Genomic DNA, 20,243 nt, shown 5'->3' with positions numbered 1-20,243 from the left:
GTGTTCAGCCCTTTGTCGCGCCGGCGGTCAGGCCGGCGATGTAGTAGTCCATGAGGAAGGCGTAGATGACGACGGGGGGAAGCGCCGCCATGAGCGCGCCCGCCATGATCTGGCCCCAGGCGAAGGTGTCCGCACGCACCAGCTGGGAGACGACGCCGATGGTCAGCGGCATGTTGTCCGGCGTGGTGACGAAGGCGGTGGGATAGACGAAGGCCGCCCAGGACACGGTGAAGGCGAAGATCGTCGCCGCGATGATGCCGGGCAGCGCCACCGGGATGAAGATCTTCAGCAGCATCTGCGGCCAGGATGCGCCGTCGATCAGCGCCGCCTCGTCCAGCTCCTTGGGGATGGAGGCGAAGTAGCCGATCATGATCCAGGTGCAGAAGGGCACCGTCAGCGTCGGATAGACCAGCACCAGCCCCCAGATCGAGTTCAGCAGCCCGAGCCCGCCGACGATCTGGTACAGCGGGATGAACAGCAGCGTGTCCGGCACCAGGTAGGTGAGGAAGACGCCCGTGGCCAGCACCTGGCTGCCCCAGAAGCGCATCCGCGCCAGCGCGAAGGCGGCGAGGATGGAGATCACCATCGTCAGCGCCACGACGCAGGCGGTGACGATGATGCTGTTCAGCATGAACTGGCGGAACAGCGGGTTCCCGAGGATCGCCCAGTAGTTCTCCAAGGTCGGGTCGCGCACCAGCCAGGGATTGCCGGCCATGCCCGCGATCTCGCCGCTCGTCTTCAGGCTGGTGATCAGCATGTAGAAGGGCGGGGCGAGGAAGATCACCGCAGCGAAGATGAGCGAGGCATAGGCGGTCCAGAGCGCCCAGCGCCTCTCGGCCCGCAGGCTGCCGGCCTTGTGGTAGATGCCGGGCGTGTCCCGGCCGGCGGTGGTCGCCGACATCACATCTGCTCCTTGTTGCGCCGTGTGACGCTGCGCAGCACGAAGAAGGCGCAGATCGCGAGGATAGGGAACATGAACAGCGACACCGCGGCGCCGCGCGGGATGTTCCCGGACAGGATGCCGACCTGGAAGGCGTAGGACGCGAAGACGTGCGTCAGGTCGCGCGGGCCGCCATTGGTCAGCACGCGCACGATGTCGTAGTTCGCGAAGGTGACGATCAGGCTGAACAGCACCGTGATGGAGATGATGTTCGCCATCATCGGCAGGGTCACGTAGCGCAGCCGCTGCCATGATGTCGCACCATCGATCGCCGCCGCCTCGTACAGCTGTTCCGGCACGGATTTCAGCGCGGCGAGGTACATGATCATGAAGAAGGGCGCGCCGATCCACACGTTCACCATGATGATGGCGATGCGCGCCCACCAGTGGTGACCGAGCCACGGCACCTCCGGCACGGAGATGATCGACAGCAGCCAATTGATCGAGGAGTAGGAGGGATCGAACATCCACCACCAGCCGAGGGTGGACAACGCCGGCGGTATCACCCAGGGCACCAGCAGCATGCCGCGCCACTTGCGCTGCCTGTTGTTGGGTATGTGATGCAGCATGTGCGCCAGCCAGAAGCCGATCGACGCCTTCAGCAGCACCGCCGTGATGGCGAAGAAGCAGGACTGGAACGCCACCATCCAGAAGGTTTCGCTCTCGAACAGCAGCTCGAAGTTCAGCGTCCCGGCGAAGGCCGTCATGCGCCTGTTGAGCATCGAGAGATAGATGCCGAAGGCCGCCGGATAGGCGACCAGGCCCACGATGACGACGAGCAGCGGCAGCGTCATCACGAAGGCGATGGTGGACCGCCGCCGCGCGAAGCGCTGCAAGGAATTCGCGCGACCCGCCGAGACTCCGGCGGTGCCGCTCATGGCCAGGCTGCCATCGGCTGCCATCGTGACCTCCCCCAGTTTCATGGGCCGGGCGGGCGGCCCGAGGCCGCCTGCCCGCGCCAGGTTCCGGCCGCCGGCCTCAGCCGCCGCGGCGGATGGTGTTCAGCTCGCGCTCGAGCCAGCCGAGCGCCTGATCCACCGTCTCGCCCGCCTGCGAGATGCGGGCGATGGTCTTGGTATTGAGGCCCTGCTGGTAGGCCTGCACGGCGTATTCGGCCGGCGCCGGCGCGAAGGCCACGGACGCCGTCGCATTGTGATGCGGCTTGATCGGGTAGTTGAAGATCGTCCCCGTCGGCGGCCCCTCATTCGCCCACACGGCGAAGTCGTTCATGCTGACGAAGGGCGGGATGTCGTAGCCGTTGGAGGTCGTGGTCATCTTCTCGGCGCTGGTCCGCTCGGACATGAACTCGAGCAGGGCCTTCGCCGCGGGCTTCACGCGGCTGAACGACCAGATCCCCCAGAAATACGGCAGGTAGGGCGTGAAGCGCCCCTCGGGCCCGGACGGCGGTGGCACGGTCCAGCACTTCTCCGCCACCTGCGGCGCGTCACGCTTGGCGACAGCCCAGGCCGAGGGCGGGTTGAAGATCAGCGCCGAGCGGCCGGAGATCAGCGCGCGGTTGTTGGCGCCGTCGTCCCAGGCCCAGACGTCATTGGGCAGGAAGCGCGACAGGCGCACCATGTACTCCACCGCCTGGCGGAGCTTGGCATTGCCCTGCACGGTGACGTTGCCGCGCGCATCCATCACGCTCGCGCCGTAGGCGGCGAAGACGCAACCCACCGTGTCCACCGCGTCCGAGAAGGACCCCATCGGAATGCCGAAGGGAACGCCCGCGGCGTGGCACTTCTCGGCCGCGGCCAGAAGGGTGTCCCAGGTCCAGTTTTCGGCGCCAGGACCGCGCTGATTGGCCGCCGGCCACATGGCGCGGATGTCGATGCCGGCATGCTGCTCCATCAGGTCGAAGCGAACGCAGGCCGGCTTGAACTGCGTGCCGGACACGGCGGGGATTGCCACCCACTTGCCGCCGATCTTGCCGAGATACTCCGCCGCCGCGTTCACCGGGCCGTACTTCTGCGTCAGGCGCCCCATGACATCATCGACCGGCTCCAGCATTTCAGCCTTCGAAGCCGGCTCCCAGGTCGGGAAGGACAGGATGTCGTGTCCGGAACGCGACTGCGCCTGGGCGGCGATGGTCAGCAGGTTCTGGTTGCCGACCGAGGTGATGAAGTCCACCTGCACATTGACGCGATTCCTGGTGCCCCATTCGGCGCAGAGTTCGCGGATCGCGTTGTTGCCGACCGGCACCCAGTGGTCCCAGAAGCCGCAGCGGATCGTCCCGCCGGTACCCTGCGCGTGCACCATCGGCGCACCGAGCGCGCCCGCCGCGAAAACCCCAGCCCCGTTGCGCAGCACCTGGCGCCGGGTGATCCCGTTCCTGGACATGCTTTCCCTTCCGTTCTCTCCCCGGGGCGAGCCTCGGATAGCGGGCCCGCTTGTCGGTAACCGGAAGGTTAGTCAGGGAAAAACCTGCATGGCAACCCGTTATGACCCTTAAGTAACCCATGGTAACCACGGCTTGCATGCCGCATGCACGCGCCGCAGGCTGCACATCATGGACCTTCAAGCCTTCGATGCCCTCGTCATCGGTGCCGGCATCGCCGGCGCCACCGCCGCCGCGCATCTTGCCGCCACGCGTCGCGTCGCCCTCCTGGAAGCGGAGGACAGCGCCGGCTATCACGCCACCGGCCGCTCCGCCGCGATCTGGATCCGCAACTACGGCAGCCCCGATGCGCGCATCCTGACCGCCGCCTCGCGCGCCTTCTTCGAGATGCCGCCCCCCGGCTTCGCCGAGGCACCGCTGATGCGCCCCCGCCCGGTCATCCATCTGGCGCCGCCCGGGCAGGTCGATCACCTGCGGGAGATGATCGCTGAGGGCGACGACATGGAGGAGATCGCGCTCGCCGAGGTCCGCGCCATGGTCCCGGCCCTGCGCGAGGGCTACGCCGCGATGGCCGCCGTCGAAGGGGACTGCTTCGACATCGACGTCGCCGCCATGCACCAGGGCTTCCTGCGCCAGGCGCGCGCGGCCGGCGGGACGCTGGCGCTGCGCCATCGCGCCGGACGCATCTGGCGGCAGAACGGCGTCTGGCATGCCGAAACTTCGGGCGGCGCCGTCTTCACCGCCCCCGTCATCGTCAACGCCGCCGGCGCCTGGGGCGACGAGGTGGCGCGCATCGCCGGGCTCGACCCGATCGGGCTGCAGCCCAAGCGCCGCACCGCCTGCATCGTCGATCCGGGCGACTACGACTGCGCCGAGTGGCCGCTCATCGGCGATGCCGGCCACACCTGGTACGCGCGGGCGGAGGCGCGACGGAAACTGATGGTCAGCCCGGCCGACGAGACCGAGAGCGCCCCCTGCGACGCGCAGCCGGACGAATACGACGTGGCGATCGCGGTGGACCGCATGCAGCAGGCGCTCGACATCCCGGTCTCCCGCATCGAGCACCGCTGGGCAGGCTTGCGCACCTTCACGCCGGATCGCGGCCTCGCCATCGGCGAGGGCATGGAAAGGGGCTTCTTCTGGATGGTCGGACAGGGTGGCTACGGCATGCAGACGGCACCGGCTGCAGGCGCGCTGCTCGCCGCGCTGGTGGCGGGCGAGGATCCCGGCGCGCTGGCCGCCGCCGTGCCGCTCTGCGACCCGAGGCGCTTCGCGCGGAGGGCGGCGGCATGACCGACACCCTGCCGACCTTCGAGGATGTCCGCGCCGCCGCGGCGCGCCTGGCCGGGCGCGTCCTGCACACGCCGATGCTGCGCCACCCTCTGCTTGACGAGATCACCGGCGCGACGGTGCTGGTGAAGCCGGAGCCGCTGCAGCGCACCGGGTCGTTCAAGCTGCGCGGCGCCACCAACGCGGCCCTGCTGATGTCCCGGCAGGAGCGGCACGGCGGCATCGTCACCCATTCCTCGGGCAATCATGGCCAGGCCTGCGCGGCTGCGGCGCACATGCTCGGCATGCGGGCGACCATCGCCATGCCGTCCGACGCGGCGGCGATCAAGGTCGCGGCGACGCGCCGCTGGGGGGCGGAGATCGTCCCCTTCGAACGCCACGGCGTCGACCGCGACGCGCTGGCGAGCGTGCTGGCAGCCGAGCGCGGCGCCACCATCATCCCGCCCTACGACCACCCGCACGTCGTCGCCGGCCAGGGCACCGCAGCGCTCGAATTGCTGGAGGATGCGGCGGCGCTCGGCCTGGTACCGGATGCCTTCGCGGTCTGCACCGGCGGCGGCGGCCTGACCGCGGGCAGCGTGCTCTCCCTCGAGGCGCTGGCGCCGAAGGCCGCGGTCTGGGCGGTGGAACCGGAGGGCTGGGACGACACCAGGCGCTCCCTCGACGCCGGCCATATCGTCGCCAATGGCGCGCCCGGCAGCGGGCTGTGCGACTCCCTGCTGTCGAAGCAGCCCGGTGCGCTGACCTTCGCCATCAACCACCGCCACCTGGCCGGTGGCGTGGTGGTGACGGAGGCCGAGGTGTTCCGCGCCATGCGCTTCGCCTTCGACCACCTGAAGGTGGTGGCCGAACCCGGCGGCGCGGTGGCGCTCGCCGCCGTGCTGGCCGGCAAGGTCGCGGCGAGGGGCGGAGTGATCGGCGTGCTGATCAGCGGCGGGAACGTCGATCCGGCGGTCTTCGCCCGGGCGCTCGCCGCCTGAGGGCCATTCGGGACTGACGGCACCGGACCGGGAATGCGCCGCGCGGCGCATTCCGAACATTCCCTGAGGCCCTTGCCGGCGCGCGGTTTCGGCGCTTCCCTGCAGGTTGAACGACAACCGCCCTGGGAAACGTCCGCATGCATCGTCGCAGCCTGATCGCCCTTGCCGTCCTCGCCGCGCCCGCCGTGGCGCGCGCGCAGTCCTTCCCCGACCGCACCATCACCCTGGTCAGCGGCTTCGCGCCGGGCGGCTCGACCGACATCACGGCACGGCTGCTGGCCGACCGCATGCAGGGCTTCCTCGGTCCGAACGGGCGGGTGGTGGTGGAGAACCGGCCCGGCGCCTCGGGCACCGTCGCCGCCGAATGGCTGCGCCGCCAGCCGGCCGACGGGCACGTGCTGATGCTGAACGAGGCCTCCTCCCACGCGCTGATCCCTCACGCCATGCAGGGCGGCACGCGCTACAATCCGATGGACGACTTCACCCATGTCGCCGTCGTCGCCAACGGCCCGCTGATCATGATCGCGAAGCCGGACTTCCCGGCGGCGAACGCGGAGGACGCGGTGCGGAAGCTGCGCGCGGGGCCGCAGGACGACCTGCCCTATGCTTCCTCGGGCGTCGGCTCCATCCCGCACTTCGCGGCCGAATCCATCGCCGTCTCGCTCGGCCTCGGCGGCAGGTTCGCCCATGTGCCCTACCGCTCCGGCGGGCTGATGGTGGAAAGCATCGCGCGCGGGGAAACCGCCTGGGGCGTGGCCGTGCTAGCCTCCGCCGCGGCGCAGGTGCGCGACAACCGCGTGCGCGGTATCGCCATCACGGGCCTCGATCGCTTCCCCGCCTTCCCGAACATCCCGACGCTCGCCGAATCCGGCATGCCCGGCTTCGACATCGGCAACTGGTTCGCCGTGGTGGGCCCGCCGCGCATGCCCGCGCCGGTGACCCAGGCGCTGAACCGCGCCATCAACAGCGCCCTGCGCGATCCGCAACTCGGCGAGCGCTTCCTCGTCGCCGGCATCACGCCTTATGCGCGGGCGAACACGCCGGCCGATGCGCGCGCCTTCTTCCAGGCGGAGCTCGACAAGTTCAAGGGCGTGGTCGAGCGCACCGGCGTGCGGATGGAAGCGTGACCGACACGAACACCGCCGACGTCGTCATCGTCGGCGGCGGGTCCGCCGGATGCATCGTGGCGGCGCGGCTGTCGGAGGACCCGTCCTGCCGCGTCGTGCTGCTGGAAGCCGGGCCGCCCGACCGCGACATCTGGATCAGCCTGCCGGCGGGCTATGCGAAGCTCTACGCCAGTCAGAAGTACGACTGGAACTACCAGACCGAGCCGGAGCCGAACCTCGGCGACCGGCGCATCCACTGGCCGCGCGGCAAGGTGCTGGGTGGGTCGGGCAGCGTGAACGGGCTGGTGTTCCTGCGCGGCTCGCCGCACGACTACGATCGCTGGGCACAGTCCGGTGCCACGGGCTGGTCCCATGAGGAAGTCGCGCCCGTCTTCCGCCGCATCGAGCACTGGGACGGCGCGCCCGATCCCGCCCGCGGCAGCGCCGGCGCCATCCATGTGCGCGAGCCGCGGCAGCTCGCCCCCGCCGCGGCCGCCTTCGTCGAGGCCTGCATCGCCGCCGGCCTGCCGCGCAATGCGGACTGGAACAACGGCCAGCCGATCGACGGCGCCGGGCCGGTGCAGCTCAACGTCAACGGCGGCACGCGATCCTCGACCGCGAAGGAATACCTCCGCCCTGCCATGACGCGCGGCAACCTGCGCGTGGAGACCGGCGTGCTGGCGACGCGCATCCTGGTCGAGAACGGCCGCGCCGTCGGCGTCGAGGCGCGGCAGAACGGCCGGCCCGTCACCTTCCGTGCCGCGCGCAGCGTGGTGTGCTCGGCCGGCGCGATCGAGACGCCGAAGCTGCTCATGCTGTCCGGGATCGGCGACGGCGCGGCGCTGCAGGCGCTCGGCATCCCCACGGTCCACCACGCCCCGGGGGTCGGAAAGAACCTCCAGGACCACCTGATCGCCAAATTCATCTACCGCTCGAAGCCTTGCGGCACATTGAACGAGATGCTGCTCTCGCCGTTCCGCAAGGCGAAGATGGGCCTCGACTACCTGCTCTCCCGCAAGGGGCCGCTCGCGATCGGCGCGGGGGAGGCCAACGCCTTCGCGCGCGTGACACCGGGCGCGGAGGAGGCCGAGGTGCAGTTCCTCTTCGTGAACTTCTCCACCTTCGACTACATGAAGGGCCTGCAGGACTTCCCCGGCTTCATGTTCAACTACGGCGTCTGCCGCCCGGACAGCCGAGGAGAGGTCTTCCTGAAATCCCCCGAGATGACGGAGAAGCCCGGCATCCGCGCCAACTACCTCGATCACCCGAACGACGTGCGGGTGATGCTGGGCGCGGCGCATCTCGCGCGCAGGATCGCCGCACAGGCACCGCTCGCCGCGTTGATCGAGGAGGAACTGCGCCCCGGCCCTGAGGCGGCGACCGACGAGGCGATCCTCGAGAACATCCGCGCCACCGCCGGCACCGTCTTCCATCCTTGCGGCACGGCGAAGATGGGCACGGACCCGATGGCGGTGCTGGACCCCGAGCTGCGCGTGCGCGGCATCGAGGGGCTGCGCGTGGCCGATGCCTCGGCCTTTCCGCTGATCCCTTCCCCCAACATCCAGCCGGCGGTGATGCTGGTGGCCGAGCGCGCGGCGGAATTCCTGCGACGCGGATAGACCGCGTTCCGAGAGGGGCCCTGCCCCTCTCGGGCTCACCCCGCCAAAGGCCGAAAGGCCTTTGGAAACCAATACTCGAGTTCACACGGATGCAGCGGACCGTGTCCCCTGCTGCGGGAGTTCGAGGGGGGGCGAAGCCCCCTCGGTCCTCTACCCCCGCGCCGGCACGCTCTCCGGTGCCGACCAGGCGATCCGCCCCACCGTCCCGCAGGCCGCGCATTCCGCCTTCCAGGCATTGTGCTCCGCCCCGCAGGCCGCGCAGCGCCAGCGCGGCGCACCCTGCGCATTCGCCGCCGCGCGCAGCCACTTGGCCTGGGCCGCGCGCGCATCGGCCGTGTCGCCGTGCTCCACTTCCTCGAGCTCGGCGAGCATCAGATAGCAGCGCCGGTCGGCCGAGCCGGCCGCCACCAGCGCCTCCAGCTCCGACCGCGCGCGCCCCGTGAGCCCGGCGTCGATCGCCGCACGCGCCATCAGCAACCGGCTCTCGGGATGTTCGCGGTTGCGGTGGATCAGGTCCTCCACCGCCTTCACCCGCGCCAACCGATCCTTCTCCCCAGCGATCCAGGCGGCGCCGACATCGGGATGCGGCGCCGCGAGCCAGGATTGCTCCAGCACCGCCCGCGCCCGCCGTGCCACGCCGGCGGCCGCGAGCCGCTTCGCATGCGCCAGCGCCGCCGGCGTGAAGGCGGGGTCCGCGGTGAAGGCCTGCTTTTCGAATTCGGCGGCGCGCGCCGCGTCCTCCTCCTGCATCGCGGCGGCGAGCGCCAGCGCCGCGCGCGGCCCGGCCGGAGGCGACAGGGCCAGCGCCTCCCGCCAGTCCTGGGTGCGCAGCGCGAGCACCTGCCGCTCCTCCCGCAGCCAGGCGGCGCCGGGGTGGACGGCCTCGGCCTCCTTCGCCAGGCGCTGCGCCGCCGCCCAGTCCTGCCGCTGCATCGCCTGGCGCAGAAGCCCGCGCAGGCCGAGGAAGCGCGCGTCGCCGCGGTCGGCGAGCTGCTTGAACACCGCCGCGGCGGCATCCTCCCGCCCGGCCAGGCGCTCCGCCTCGGCGGCGAGCAGCAATGTCTGCGGCGTATCGCCGAGCAGCACGCGCGCGCGCCGCACCTCGACGCGCGCGGCGTCCGGCGTGCCGGCGGCCAGCGCCACCAGGGCACGCGTCACCGCGGCATCGCCGTCGGACCTCCGCTGCTCGCGGCGCGCGGCGCGGCGGCGGGCCGGCAGGTGCCGCAGCCAGCGGAAGACCGACAGGACGCCGTGCAGGACGATGAAGGCGATGGCGAGTCCCATCATCGCGACGGGGAAGGTGATGCCGATCCAGACCTCGCCGACCTGGACCTCGACCGTCCCGCCGATGCGGGCGAGCCACAGCGCGAGGCCGGTGACGGCGCTGAGGGTGATGAGCAGCAGGAGCGCGCGACGCATGAGACGGCCTCAGCCCGCGGCCAGGGCGGCGAGCGCGGCGCGCGCCGCGGTCAGGGCGCGCGCCTGGGCAGCCCACGGGCGCATCGCCTCCTGCGCCGCCGGCGGCAGGCGGGACAGGCGCGCAAGGGCGCCATCGATATCGCCGGCCTCGACGGCGCGGCGCGCGGCTTCGATCTCGGCCGCGGCGGCGTCGCCCCAGACCACCTCCTGCCCTCGGCGCACGGTGACCAGGCCGGACAGGCGCGTGACGGCGGAATCCAGCACACCCTGGCCCTCGCGCGACGCCTCGCTGGCCGCACGGCCGGCGCGGGCCGCCTCCTCGAAGGCCAGGCGCAGCGCCGCCTCGGTCGGCGGCGCCGCCTCGGCGAAGCGCGCAAGCGCCGGCGCCACGGCGGGGAAGGCCGCGAGCGCGGTGCCGAGCGGCTGCCCGGCCTCGAGCCGCTGGCGCAGGGTCGCCAGGGCCGCCTGGCGCGCCGACCGCGCCTCCAGCGCCGCGATGCGGGCCTGGGCCTGTTCGAGCGCCGCGATGCGCATCATCAGCGCGGATTCGGAACCACGCAGGCGCTGCTCGAGCGCGCTGTTGGCGGCGGCGATGCGCTCCGCCTCGGCCCGCTCGGCGGCGGCGAGCCGCTCGGACACGCTGCGTGCCAGGTCCTCGTTGCGGCGGATCGACTCGGTATCACTGGCCTGCTGGCGGGTCGCGACGGCATCGAGCCGCTCGGAGAGGCGGTCGGCGCGCGTGGCAAGCGCGTCCACCGACGCACGCGGGGCGAAGGCGGCACTGTCCGGAATCGGGCGGGCGAGCGCCTCGGCGGCGCGGGCCTCCGCGGCGGTCAGCCGGGCAAGGATACCCTCGATCCGCTGCTCGACCGGGCGGAGGTCGCCGGCCGGAGGCAGGGCGGCGATGCGCCGCTCCAGCGCCGAGAGATCGGCCGGCGGACGGGATTCGAGGGCGGCAAGCCGCGCCTCCAGCGAATCGAGGTCGGCGCCGCGGCGCTGCTCGACGCCGGCGAGGCGCGACTCGAATCCCTCCAGCGCCGCGATCCGGCGTTCCAACGCGGCGACGGCGGCGGCGGTCGGGTTGGGCGGGGGCGCGGGGCGCGGCGTGGCCCAGAGCCAGGCCGCGGCCAGCACCAGCACCGCCCCGCCCGCAAGGAGCGGGATGGCGGCGGGGTCCAGGAACCGGCGGACGGGTGGGGTGGGCGTTTCGGTCATGCCGATCCTCATACAGCGACGCGGCGGCGCGGGCGGGACGTATAGCAACCAGCGCGGCGGATGGCGCCATCGCGGCACGATCACGGCCGCCCGATCGGTTGCCCCGGGGGCAGATCAGTTCGGCGGCGGTCCGAGAAGCCCCGGCAGCAGCGCAGGGTCCGGCCGCGGCGTGACCTCGATGGCGGACCAGGTCAAGGGCGACAGGGCGGCGGCGATGCGGGCGCTGATCGCCAGGGCGCGGATGCCTCGCGTCGCATCCGCGAGGCCGGCGCGGCGCAGCAGCGCGAGGGTGATGCGGACGCCGCGCGGCGAGGTGAAGAGCGCCGCCGCGACACGCCCCTGCGCCAGGGCGTCCATCGCCTCCGGGGGCAGGACATCGGCCGGAATGGCCTCGTAGACGACCCGCCGGACGACGCGGAAGCCGAGGGCGCGCAAGGCGGCGGCGAGCTCGGCCCCATAGCCGCGGCCGGTGGCGAGAAACAGCGGCCCGGCTGCCGGATCCAGCCGAGCGCCGACGAGGGCGGCGAGCGCCTCGGCGTCGCCCTCGGCAGCAGCGACGTTGGGAAAGCCGCGGGCACGGGCCTCGGCGGCGGTGCCGGCGCCAACGGCGAAGACCGGCATGGCCAGTGGCGGCAGGGCGCGGGCTGCGGCGCGGGAAGGCAGCAACAGGGCCTGGGCGGGGGGAAGCCCGGCCGGCGGGGTGGCGCGCAGGACCAGGGCGGGGGCGAGAAGCGGGCGCCAGCCGAGGGCGGCCACGGCAGCGGCGGTTTCGGCGGCGCCGGGGTCCGGGCGGGTGATCAGGACGGTGTCGGGCCTGGTCACTGCCGCAGGAAGGTCGGGGGAGGAGAACCTCCCCCGAACCCCCTCCCTTCTTTGGCCATTTCGGGGGGGCGCACCTGGCGCGCCGGATGCGGCCCTGGTGACCGACGGAAGAAGGAGGGGGTGCGGGGGAGTTTCCTCCCCCGCCCTACTACGCAAAGAGATCAGCGGGACCGTCCCGCCGAAGCGCCCGCCCCATCTCCGCGCCCAGCCGCACGGCATCGGCCGCCGGCCCTTCCTCCGTCCTGCGCAGCAGAAAGGACCCATCGGCCCGCGCGACCAGTCCGGTCAGCCGCAGCCGCCCGTCCGGCAGCATCCGTGCATGGCCGCCGATCGGCGTGCGGCAGGACCCGTCCAGCGCCGCGAGCAGCGCGCGTTCGGCCGAGGACACGGCGCGTGCCTCCGGATCCTCGATGGCGGCGAGGAGTTCGTGCAGTTCGGTGTCGTCGGCCCGCACGGTGACGCCGACGATGCCCTGGCCGGCGGCGGGGACCATCACCTCCGGATCGATGGCGACGCTGCCCGCGGGCTCCAGGCCCAGGCGGCGCAGGCCGGCGAGGGCGAGCAGGGTCGCCGCGGCCTCCCCCTCGGCCAGCTTGCGCATCCGCGTCTGCACGTTGCCCCGGAACATGACGACCTGGAGGTCGGGCCGCATGTGCAGCAACTGCGACTGCCGGCGGACCGAGGAAGTGCCGATGACGGCGCCCTTCGGCAAGGCGGCGAAGGGCTCGACGGGATCGCAGGGCGGCAGGCCCGGGCCGGGCAACAGGCAGTCCCGCGCATCCTCCCGCTTCAGGGTGCAGGCGAGGACGATGCCGGGCGGCATCTCGGTCTCGAGGTCCTTGAGCGAATGCACGGCGAAATCGACGCGGCCATCGAGCAGGGCCTCGTGGATCTCCTTCGCGAACAGTCCCTTGCCGCCGATCTCGGCGAGCTTGCGGTCCTGGATCCTGTCGCCCGAGGTGGCGATCGCATGCTCCTCGAAGGCCTTGGCGTCGCGCAGCACGGGGCAGAAGCGCGTCACGCGGTCGAGGAAGTCCCGCGTCTGCCACAGGGCGAGCGGCGAACCGCGGGTGCCGACGCGCAACGGCAGGGACCGGCGGTGCTGCGGGACAGAAGCGGGGTGGGCAGGCGACATGCCGCCGTCATAGAACCCCGCCCATGGACGCGGAAGGTGCGATGGGGCCGAGAGGGCCGGTGCTGGGGCTGGAGAGCAGCTGCGACGAAACCGCGGCCGCCGTCCTCGCGCCCGATGGCCGGATCCTGGCCGAGGCGGTGCTGAGCCAGGAGAGGGAGCACGCCGTCTTCGGCGGCGTGGTGCCGGAGATCGCCGCACGGGCGCACCTGGCCGCGCTGCCGGGGCTGACGGAGCGGGTGCTGGCGCGGGCCGGGCTCGGCTTCTGGGACCTCGCCGGGGTGGCGGCCACCTCCGGCCCCGGGCTGATTGGCGGGCTGATCGTCGGCGCCTGCTTCGGCAAGGGCGTGGCGATCGCCCACGGTCTGCCCTTCGTGGCGGTGAACCACCTGGAGGCGCATGCCCTGACCGCGCGGCTGCCCGGGCTGCTGGAGAGCGGCGCGCCGGCCTTCCCCTATCTGCTGCTGCTGGTCTCGGGTGGCCATTGCCAATGCGTCGCCGTGGAAGGCCTCGGCCGCTACCGCCGGCTCGGCTCCACGCTGGACGACGCGGTGGGGGAGGCCTTCGACAAGGCGGCGAAGCTGCTCGGCCTGCCCTGGCCCGGCGGGCCACACCTGGAACGGCTGGCAGCGCAGGGCGACGCGCGGGCCGTGCCGCTGCCGCGGCCGCTGCTCGGACGGCCAGGCTGCGACTTCTCCTTCAGCGGGCTGAAGACAGCGGTGGCGCGGGCGGTGGCGCAGGGGGCGGCATCGCCCGCCGACATCGCCGCTTCCTTCCAGGCCTCGGTTGCCGCAGTGCTTGCGGACCGCGCCCGCCACGCGCTGGAGATGCTGCCGGATGCGACCGGCATCGTCGTCGCCGGCGGCGTCGCGGCCAATGGTGCGGTGCGGGCGGCGCTCACGGGTGTCGCCGGCATGGCGGGCGTGCCGATGCTGGCGCCGCCGCTGCGCTACTGCACCGACAATGCCGTGATGGTCGCCTGGGCAGGGATCGAGCGGTTGCGCGCCGGCCTGGCCGATCCGCTCGGCCACAATCCACGGCCGCGCTGGCCCCTCGCCGAGTTGGCGCCGGCCGGCTGACAGGGAGAGACACCGCATGCGCGTCACCGCCGGCGAAATCCATCAGTTCGACGACGACGAAGGCTGGTTCCACCTGCCCGGGGCGCCGGAGGGGGTAACCGTGAAGGTCATCGCCAACTCCCTCGACCCCACCACGCGCCAGGGCGCGCGGGTGCAGATGCTGCGCCTTTCGCCCGGCACCGCATTGCCGGAAGCGCCGCTGACCACGGGAGACTACTGGCAGGAGTTCCTGCTGCTGCGCGGCGTGGTCGAGATCGCGGGCCAGGCGGAGCCGCTGCACGCGCCGGCGGCGCTGACCGTCGCGCATGGCGCGCGGCTGGCCACGCTGACCAGCGCCGGGGGCTGCCTGCTTGTGGAGGTGGCGCATTACTGAGAACGGCCGCCGCGCGTGAACTACCGCCACGCCTTCCATGCGGGCAATCACGCGGATTGCCTGAAGCACGCGCTGCTGCTCGTGCTGCTGGACGCGCTGCGCCGCAAGGACGCGCCCTTCGCCGTGCTCGACACCCATGCCGGGCGGGGAATCTACGACCTTGCGGCAGAGGAGGCCGCGCGCACCGGAGAGGCGGCGCGCGGCGCGCTCCGGCTGCAGGGCGTCACGGACGGGCCGCTCGCCCCCTTCGTCGCGGCGCTGCGCGCCCAGGGCTTCCCGGCGCGCTATCCGGGATCGCCCGCGCTGATCCGCGCCGCGCTGCGCCCCCAGGACCGGATGGCTTGCTGCGAGTTGCACCCCGAGGACCATGCCGCGCTGCGCGCGCTGTTCCGCGGCGACCGCCAGGTGGCGGTGCACCGACGCGACGCCTATGAGGCGATCCGCGCCCTCACTCCCTTCCCCGAACGCCGTGGCCTCGTGCTGATGGACCCGCCCTTCGAGGAGGAGGACGAGTTCGGCCGGCTCGCCGAGGCCGTGGTGGAGCTGAACCGGCGCTTCCGTGCCGGCCTCATCGCCGCCTGGTATCCGGTGAAGCATCGCGCGCCGGTGCGCGACTTCCACGATACGCTGCGCGCTTCCGGGGTGCGTGACGTCATCGCCGCCGAGCTGTGGCTGCGCGAGCCGACCGACCCGCGCCGGCTGAACGGCAGCGGCCTGCTGGTGGTCAATGCCCCCTTCGGCTTCGGGGCAGCGGCGCAGGACATTCTCGCCGCCCTGCTTGCCGCACTCGAGACCGAGGAAGGCGCCGGCATCGGCGTGACGCAGGTGGTGCCCGAATGAAACCCTCCCCGAACGGCCCCGAGGGCATCGAGCCCCGCATACCCTCATCGCCCCTGCCTGATTGCGAGGGCGAAATTCCAAAGAAGGAGGGGGGTGCAGGGGGGAGTTCCCTCCCCCCGGCCCCTATCATCGACCGATGACAAAGATCGCCGTCCTCGGCGCCGGTGCCTGGGGCACCGCGCTCGCCATCCAGGCGTCGCGCGCCGGCCGCGACGTGGCCCTCTGGGCTCGCGACCCTGCGCGCGCCGCCGCGATCGCCGCCGCACGCGAGAACACCCGCTACCTGCCCGGACATGCCCTGCCCGCTCCGGTGACCGTCACCGCCGATGCCGGGGCCGCGCTCGACGGCGCCGCCCTGGTGCTGATGGTGGTGCCTGCCCAGGCCCTCGGCCGCGTGCTGGCCGCGCTGCCGGCGTGCGGGTCGCCGGTCCTCGTCTGCGCCAAGGGCGTGGAGGCCACCACCCTGCGCCTGCCGCTGGAGGTCGTCGCGGCGGTCCGGCCGGGCCTCGTCGCCGGCGTGCTCTCCGGCCCCAATTTCGCGCATGAGGTCGCCGCCGGCCTGCCGGCTGCGTCGGTGGTCGCCGCCGAGGATGCGGATCTGCGCGCGGCGGGCCTGGCGCTGCTCGGAACGCCCGGCTTCCGGCTCTATGAGGGCGAGGATCCGATCGGCGCCGAGGTCGGTGGCGCGGCCAAGAACGTGATCGCCATTGCCGCCGGGGCGGTGATCGGCGCCGGGCTCGGCGAGAATGCCCGCGCGGCGCTGGTCACGCGCGGCCTGGCGGAGATGGCGCGGCTCGTGGTGGCGCTCGGCGGCCGGGCGGAGACGGCCTCGGGCCTCTCGGGCCTCGGCGATCTGCTGCTGACCTGCTCGGGGACGGGCAGCCGGAACATGTCGCTCGGCATGGCGCTCGGGCGCGGGGAGAGGCTGGCGGAGGTGCTGGCCGCGCGCGCCGGGGTGACGGAGGGGGTGGCGACCGCGCCGGCGCTGGTGGCGCGCGCCGCGACGGTCGGGGTGGAATTGCCGGTCTGCGCCGCAGTGGCGGACCTGGTTGCCGACCGCATCACGGTGCGGGAGGCGATGACCCGGCTGCTCGCGCGCCCGCTGCGCGCGGAATAGGTCAGGCGCTGCGTTCGAGTTCGAGCTCGTGCAGATTGCGCACGGCGGTCACGTAGCCGACCTCCGTGCCGCTGATCAGCGCCTCGTTCAACTGGCGCAGCAGGCGCTCAAGGTCGTCGGTGCGGCAGAGTTCGAGCGTCCCCGTCCCGGCCCGGTGAGTCGCCCGGTAGGACCCGTCGCCGAGGCGGTCGATCTCGATCGTGCTGGCGCAATGGGCCGCAGGTCGCAGCGTGATGATGACGTCCTCGGCCGGAGGGCCGGTTTCAGCGGGAACCATGGGCAAGGCATCCTTCCCCGAGATCGGTGACCGACGCCGCCGTCCTGGCGACTTCGTCCAGTGGCGCGCGCCGGCATTCGGCCACGACTCGTTCTATTGTCCATAAATAGGCTTCCGCCGTGACCGGAACCACCGACCAGCGGTAGCGCCGTGGCGCGCCGGACGTCGCGGCGCGGGGTCCAGGCCGCGCGGCAGCCGCAGCCCAGCGGGGCGCCATGCTGCGCAATGCCCGGATTTCCAGGGTTTTCGCCCGATGATGGGCCTTCCACGCTGCTTGACACTGCTCGTGATGGGCGAGATTACCGAATTTTAGAATTATCACGTTTTCGTGAATCTCGATGGCAGCGCAGGCGTACCGGGGTGGCGATGGTCGCCACCCCGGCCGCCGGTCGTCACGCGCGCCGGACGGCGTCCGCCAGTTCGGCCGGGATGCGCGCCGCGATCCGGGCGCGGATGCGGCCGAGCACCGCATCGCCTTCCTCGGACACCGGCGCGCAGGCCGCCGCTGCATAGCGGCCGTTGCGGCGCATCGCCTCGAAATCCACCGCCAGGGCGGCGACCTTGGTATTGTCGAACAGGTGGCGGTTGCCGTCGTCGAAGTAGGTCTCCGTCACCGCACCTTCGCTGACCACCAGGCCGTGGTGCTCGAGCTCGACGTGGTAGTAGGTGACCTCGCGGCACCACAGCTCCTGCACGATGGTCGTGCCGTTCACCAGCAGCCGTGCCGGCACCAGGCGGCCTTCGAGGAACACCGCGTGTTCCGGGCTGACGCGCAGGTCGCGGAACGGCACGCCGTCCGCCAGCGCGCCGGCGCGGATCAGCACCGGCGCCGCCTTTGCCCTGTTGCGCTGGCGCGCGACATCGACCTGCGTCCGGCCGACCCAGACCAGCGGCTGCAGCGGCGCGCCGCCATGGGCCGCCACCACCAGGTCGCCGACGCGGAGATCCTCCACCGCCACCTCGCCGCGGGCGGTCGCGATGCGCGTGCCCTCGGCGAAGCAGGTGATGTCGTCGTCGTCCGGGTTGTAGCCGTAGACCGTCAGCGTGTCGTTGCCGTTGGTGAAGATGGTGGGCGTCGAGTCGTCGCCGCCACCCGACAGGGTCCAGGGATTGCCCTCCCCATCGGTCCAGCCGGACAGGTCCAGCGTGTCGTTGCCGCCGCCGAGGTAGATCGTGTCGTTGCCGTCGCCGCCCTGCCACGAATAGCTGTCGTCGCCGTCGCCGAGGTCGATGGTGTCGTTGCCGCCGCCGCCGGTGACGGTGTCGTTGCCGTCGCCGCCGAACAGGCTGTTGTCGCCGCTGCCGCCGGAGATGGAATCCCCGCCGCTGCCGCCCAGGATGTTCTCGATGCCCGAAAGCGTGTCGTTGCCCGCGCCGCCGGTCGCCGTGCCGTCGCCATTGCCGTCGATCGAGACGGTCACGCCATCCGTGGTGCCGGCATAGGACGCCCAGTCATTGCCGGTGCCGCCGATCAGCGTGTCGTTGCCGCCGCCGCCGGTCAGCGTGTCGTTGCCCGCGCCGCCATCGAAGAGATTGTCGCCGCCGCCGGTCGAGCCGGTGATGGAATCGTCGCCCGACCCGCCGGCGACGTTCTCCATGCCGGTCAGCGAGTCGCTGCCGACATCGGACCCGCCGATGCCGGTGCCGTTGCCTTCGTCGTTGAGCGTCACCGTCACGTCGCTGGTGGCGTCGGAGTAGTCGGCGAGATCGGTGCCGGCGCCGCCCATCAGGCTGTCGTTGCCGGCGCCGCCGTCAAGGCTGTCATTGCCGCCGCCGCCGTTCAGCGAGTCGTTGGCGCTGCCGGCGCCGCCGGCGAGGCTGTTGTCGCCGCCGGTGCCGAGGATGCTGTCCGCCCCCGAGCCACCGGTCGCGTTCTCGAAGTCGCGGATGGTGTCGGTGCCCGCGGCGCCCTGCGCGGTCTCGGCTTCCAGGTTGACCGTGACCGCGCCGGTGATGCCGGTGAAGTCGATCAGGTCGATGCCGTCGCCGCCGAGGATGGTGTCGTCGCCGAGGCTGGCGACCACCGTGTCGTTGCCGGTGCCGGCATCGATCGTCTCGCGGGAGCTGCCGCCCAGGATGCTGTCGGCGCCCGCCCCGCCCACCAGGGTGTCGATGTCGCCGTTGCCGAGGATGGTGTCGTCGCCGTCGCCGCCGTCGAGCAGGTCGGCGCCCTCGTCGCCGTTCGCGCCCGTGCTGCCGATCAGCAGGTCGTTGCCGCCCTCGCCATAGGCGGTGTCGCCATAGTTGGTGTTGACGGTGTCGTTGCCGCCGCCGCCCCACATGACGTTGTCGACATGCGTGCTGCCGGTGAGGTTGTCGTTGCCCGAGCCGCCGCGCAGGTTCTCGAAGACATTGGCCGAGAAGGAATCGCCCTGCGCGTCGCCGCCGGAGGCGGTGCCGGCGGCGAGGCTCACCGTGACACCGGTGGTGTCGGATGCGTAGGAGAGTTCGTCCGTGCCGTTCGAGAAGCTCGACTCGACAAAGGTGTCGGCACCCGCGCCACCCTCGTGGGTGTCGTTGCCGGAACCGCCGGTGAGCCAGTCGCCGTCGCCGCCGCCGCGCAGCACGTCGTTGCCGGACCCGCCATCCAGCGTGTCGTTGCCGGCGCCGCCGAGAAGCAGGTCGGCATCGTTGCCGCCGAGCAGGCTGTCATTGCCGGCGCCGCCGTCCAGCGTGTCGTCGCCGTCCTCGCCGCGGAGCGTGTCGTTGCCGCCATTGCCGGCGAGGTAGTTGCCCTCGTCGTCGGTGCCGACGAAGCTGTCCGCCCCGGAACCGCCGACGGCGTTCTCGAAGTTCAGCACGTAGTCGCGCGTGCCGGTGTTGCCCGACTGCGCCTCGCTGCTCGAGCCGCTATTGGCGCTGCTGGCGCGCGGCGTGCTGGCGTCCAGGTCGATGGTCACGCCGGCGGTATCGTTGATGTAGGAAACGGTGTCGCTGCCCGACCCGCCATCCATCGAATCCTGGCCGAGCCCGCCTTCGACCCAGTCATTGCCGCTGCCGCCGACCAGCGTGTCGGTGCCCGTCCCGCCGATCAGCGAGTCGCTGCCGTTGCCGCCGTACAGCGTGTCGTTGCCCACGCCGCCGAGCATCGTGTCGTCGCCGCCCTGGCCGTAGATCCGGTCATCGCCGCCCTGGCCGTCGAGGTAGTCGGCGCTGCCGGTCGCCACGTCCGCATTGGTGGAGGTGGTGTCGCCGTAGATCGTGTCGTTGCTGTTGGTCGAGTTCGCCAGGCCGCCCGAGCTGCTGGCGCTGATCGTGTCCGATCCGGTGGTCCCGGTGATGACGGCCATGGGTCTCTCTCCTCAGGAACGCGCCGCGCCAGCCGTTGCCGGGCGGAATGCGGGTTGAAAACGGGCAAAGCCCGCCGCGCGGCAGCACGGCGGGTGACACAGGCCCCGATGGGGCGTCGTGTTGCGCTGGCCGGTTCGGCCGGCCGGTCGGCCTGGTCGGCCCGGCTTGCCGCCAGACGGGCGGCGCGTGGCGGGTCGTGCCGCCGGGCGCGGCGCGCGTGGGGTGGCGGCCGCCCCGGGAAGCACCGGCTCGGTGGCTTCGAGCGTCGCGGGCTGGCGCAGGTCGGCCATGCGGAATGCGGGCTGGGCGTTCCGCACGCAGATGCACCGCCCCCGCCGCGCGAGCCCGGCCATGCGGCGGACCAGCCGCAACGACAGGCCACCCGTCATCGGGTTGCCGGGCGAT

Annotated in this window: 17 protein-coding genes; 8 read left to right on the top strand and 9 right to left on the bottom strand. The window is 72.3% G+C overall.

Going from position 1 to position 20,243, the window contains the following annotated elements; genetic code table 11:
* Positions 1-4 precede the first annotated feature (4 nt).
* The 3 genes from GXW74_RS10080 to GXW74_RS10070 form a co-directional block, all read right to left on the bottom strand.
* Entirely contained in the window at positions 5-901 is an 897-nt protein-coding gene (locus GXW74_RS10080) for a carbohydrate ABC transporter permease (protein WP_211846371.1), read from the bottom strand.
* Positions 901-1,842, bottom strand: coding sequence for a carbohydrate ABC transporter permease (locus tag GXW74_RS10075; RefSeq protein WP_211846370.1), 942 nt, complete (start codon positions 1,840-1,842; stop codon positions 901-903). Before GXW74_RS10075 ends, GXW74_RS10080 begins: the two co-directional genes overlap by 1 nt.
* Before the next feature lie 76 nt (positions 1,843-1,918).
* On the bottom strand, positions 1,919-3,280 hold the full coding sequence (locus GXW74_RS10070) for an ABC transporter substrate-binding protein (protein WP_211846369.1): 1,362 nt from the start codon (positions 3,278-3,280) through the stop codon (positions 1,919-1,921).
* A gap of 169 nt (positions 3,281-3,449) precedes the next feature.
* Here GXW74_RS10070 and GXW74_RS10065 point away from each other — a divergent pair, with 169 nt between their 5' ends.
* The 4 genes from GXW74_RS10065 (at position 3,450) to GXW74_RS28610 (ending at position 8,273) form a co-directional block, all read left to right on the top strand.
* Positions 3,450-4,571: an NAD(P)/FAD-dependent oxidoreductase gene (locus GXW74_RS10065; RefSeq protein WP_211846368.1), complete on the top strand. Its 1,122-nt coding sequence runs from the start codon at positions 3,450-3,452 to the stop codon at positions 4,569-4,571.
* The gene (locus GXW74_RS10060; protein ID WP_211846367.1) at positions 4,568-5,548 is read left to right on the top strand and encodes a threonine ammonia-lyase; all 981 of its coding nucleotides are present in this window, start codon (positions 4,568-4,570) and stop codon (positions 5,546-5,548) included. The genes GXW74_RS10065 and GXW74_RS10060 overlap by 4 nt, the downstream gene beginning before the upstream one ends.
* 137 nt (positions 5,549-5,685) lie before the next feature.
* Entirely contained in the window at positions 5,686-6,675 is a 990-nt protein-coding gene (locus GXW74_RS10055) for a Bug family tripartite tricarboxylate transporter substrate binding protein (protein WP_211846366.1), read from the top strand.
* Positions 6,672-8,273 (top strand): GMC family oxidoreductase, encoded by a 1,602-nt coding sequence (locus GXW74_RS28610; protein ID WP_211846365.1) that lies wholly within the window; start codon positions 6,672-6,674, stop codon positions 8,271-8,273. The genes GXW74_RS10055 and GXW74_RS28610 overlap by 4 nt, the downstream gene beginning before the upstream one ends.
* A gap of 150 nt (positions 8,274-8,423) precedes the next feature.
* Here the strand turns inward: GXW74_RS28610 and GXW74_RS10045 are convergent, their stop codons facing one another.
* From GXW74_RS10045 to hemC, 4 genes are all read right to left on the bottom strand, one after another.
* The gene (locus tag GXW74_RS10045; RefSeq protein WP_211846364.1) at positions 8,424-9,692 is read right to left on the bottom strand and encodes a heme biosynthesis HemY N-terminal domain-containing protein; all 1,269 of its coding nucleotides are present in this window, start codon (positions 9,690-9,692) and stop codon (positions 8,424-8,426) included.
* A gap of 9 nt (positions 9,693-9,701) precedes the next feature.
* A complete protein-coding gene (locus tag GXW74_RS10040) occupies positions 9,702-10,907 on the bottom strand; it encodes a hypothetical protein (protein ID WP_211846363.1) in 1,206 nt (401 codons plus the stop codon).
* A gap of 114 nt (positions 10,908-11,021) precedes the next feature.
* Complete coding sequence (locus GXW74_RS10035; protein WP_211846362.1) at positions 11,022-11,729, bottom strand: uroporphyrinogen-III synthase; 708 nt, start codon at positions 11,727-11,729, stop codon at positions 11,022-11,024.
* Positions 11,730-11,877: 148 nt separating this feature from the next.
* Positions 11,878-12,864: a hydroxymethylbilane synthase gene (gene hemC, locus GXW74_RS10030; RefSeq protein WP_211846361.1), complete on the bottom strand. Its 987-nt coding sequence runs from the start codon at positions 12,862-12,864 to the stop codon at positions 11,878-11,880.
* A 23-nt stretch (positions 12,865-12,887) separates the two neighbouring features.
* On the opposite strand from hemC, the gene tsaD reads away from it, so the two are divergent.
* From tsaD to GXW74_RS10010, 4 genes are all read left to right on the top strand, one after another.
* Positions 12,888-13,940 (top strand): tRNA (adenosine(37)-N6)-threonylcarbamoyltransferase complex transferase subunit TsaD, encoded by a 1,053-nt coding sequence (tsaD, locus tag GXW74_RS10025; protein ID WP_211846360.1) that lies wholly within the window; start codon positions 12,888-12,890, stop codon positions 13,938-13,940.
* A 16-nt stretch (positions 13,941-13,956) separates the two neighbouring features.
* A complete protein-coding gene (locus tag GXW74_RS10020) occupies positions 13,957-14,313 on the top strand; it encodes a hypothetical protein (protein ID WP_211846359.1) in 357 nt (118 codons plus the stop codon).
* A 15-nt stretch (positions 14,314-14,328) separates the two neighbouring features.
* Positions 14,329-15,153: a 23S rRNA (adenine(2030)-N(6))-methyltransferase RlmJ gene (locus tag GXW74_RS10015; protein ID WP_211846358.1), complete on the top strand. Its 825-nt coding sequence runs from the start codon at positions 14,329-14,331 to the stop codon at positions 15,151-15,153.
* Positions 15,154-15,289: 136 nt separating this feature from the next.
* The gene (locus tag GXW74_RS10010) at positions 15,290-16,270 is read left to right on the top strand and encodes an NAD(P)H-dependent glycerol-3-phosphate dehydrogenase (protein ID WP_211846357.1); all 981 of its coding nucleotides are present in this window, start codon (positions 15,290-15,292) and stop codon (positions 16,268-16,270) included.
* 1 nt (position 16,271) lies between these two features.
* Here the strand turns inward: GXW74_RS10010 and GXW74_RS10005 are convergent, their stop codons facing one another.
* On the bottom strand, positions 16,272-16,547 hold the full coding sequence (locus GXW74_RS10005; RefSeq protein ID WP_211846356.1) for a hypothetical protein: 276 nt from the start codon (positions 16,545-16,547) through the stop codon (positions 16,272-16,274).
* Positions 16,548-16,939: 392 nt separating this feature from the next.
* Positions 16,940-19,837: a Hint domain-containing protein gene (locus tag GXW74_RS10000; protein WP_211846355.1), complete on the bottom strand. Its 2,898-nt coding sequence runs from the start codon at positions 19,835-19,837 to the stop codon at positions 16,940-16,942.
* Between the last annotated feature and the right edge of the window lie 406 nt (positions 19,838-20,243).

It is taken from the genome of Neoroseomonas eburnea (assembly GCF_018129005.1).
Classification (GTDB): domain Bacteria; phylum Pseudomonadota; class Alphaproteobacteria; order Acetobacterales; family Acetobacteraceae; genus Neoroseomonas; species Neoroseomonas eburnea.
Note: the sequence above shows the minus strand (reverse complement) of the source record. Positions and strands in the feature narration are given on the sequence as shown.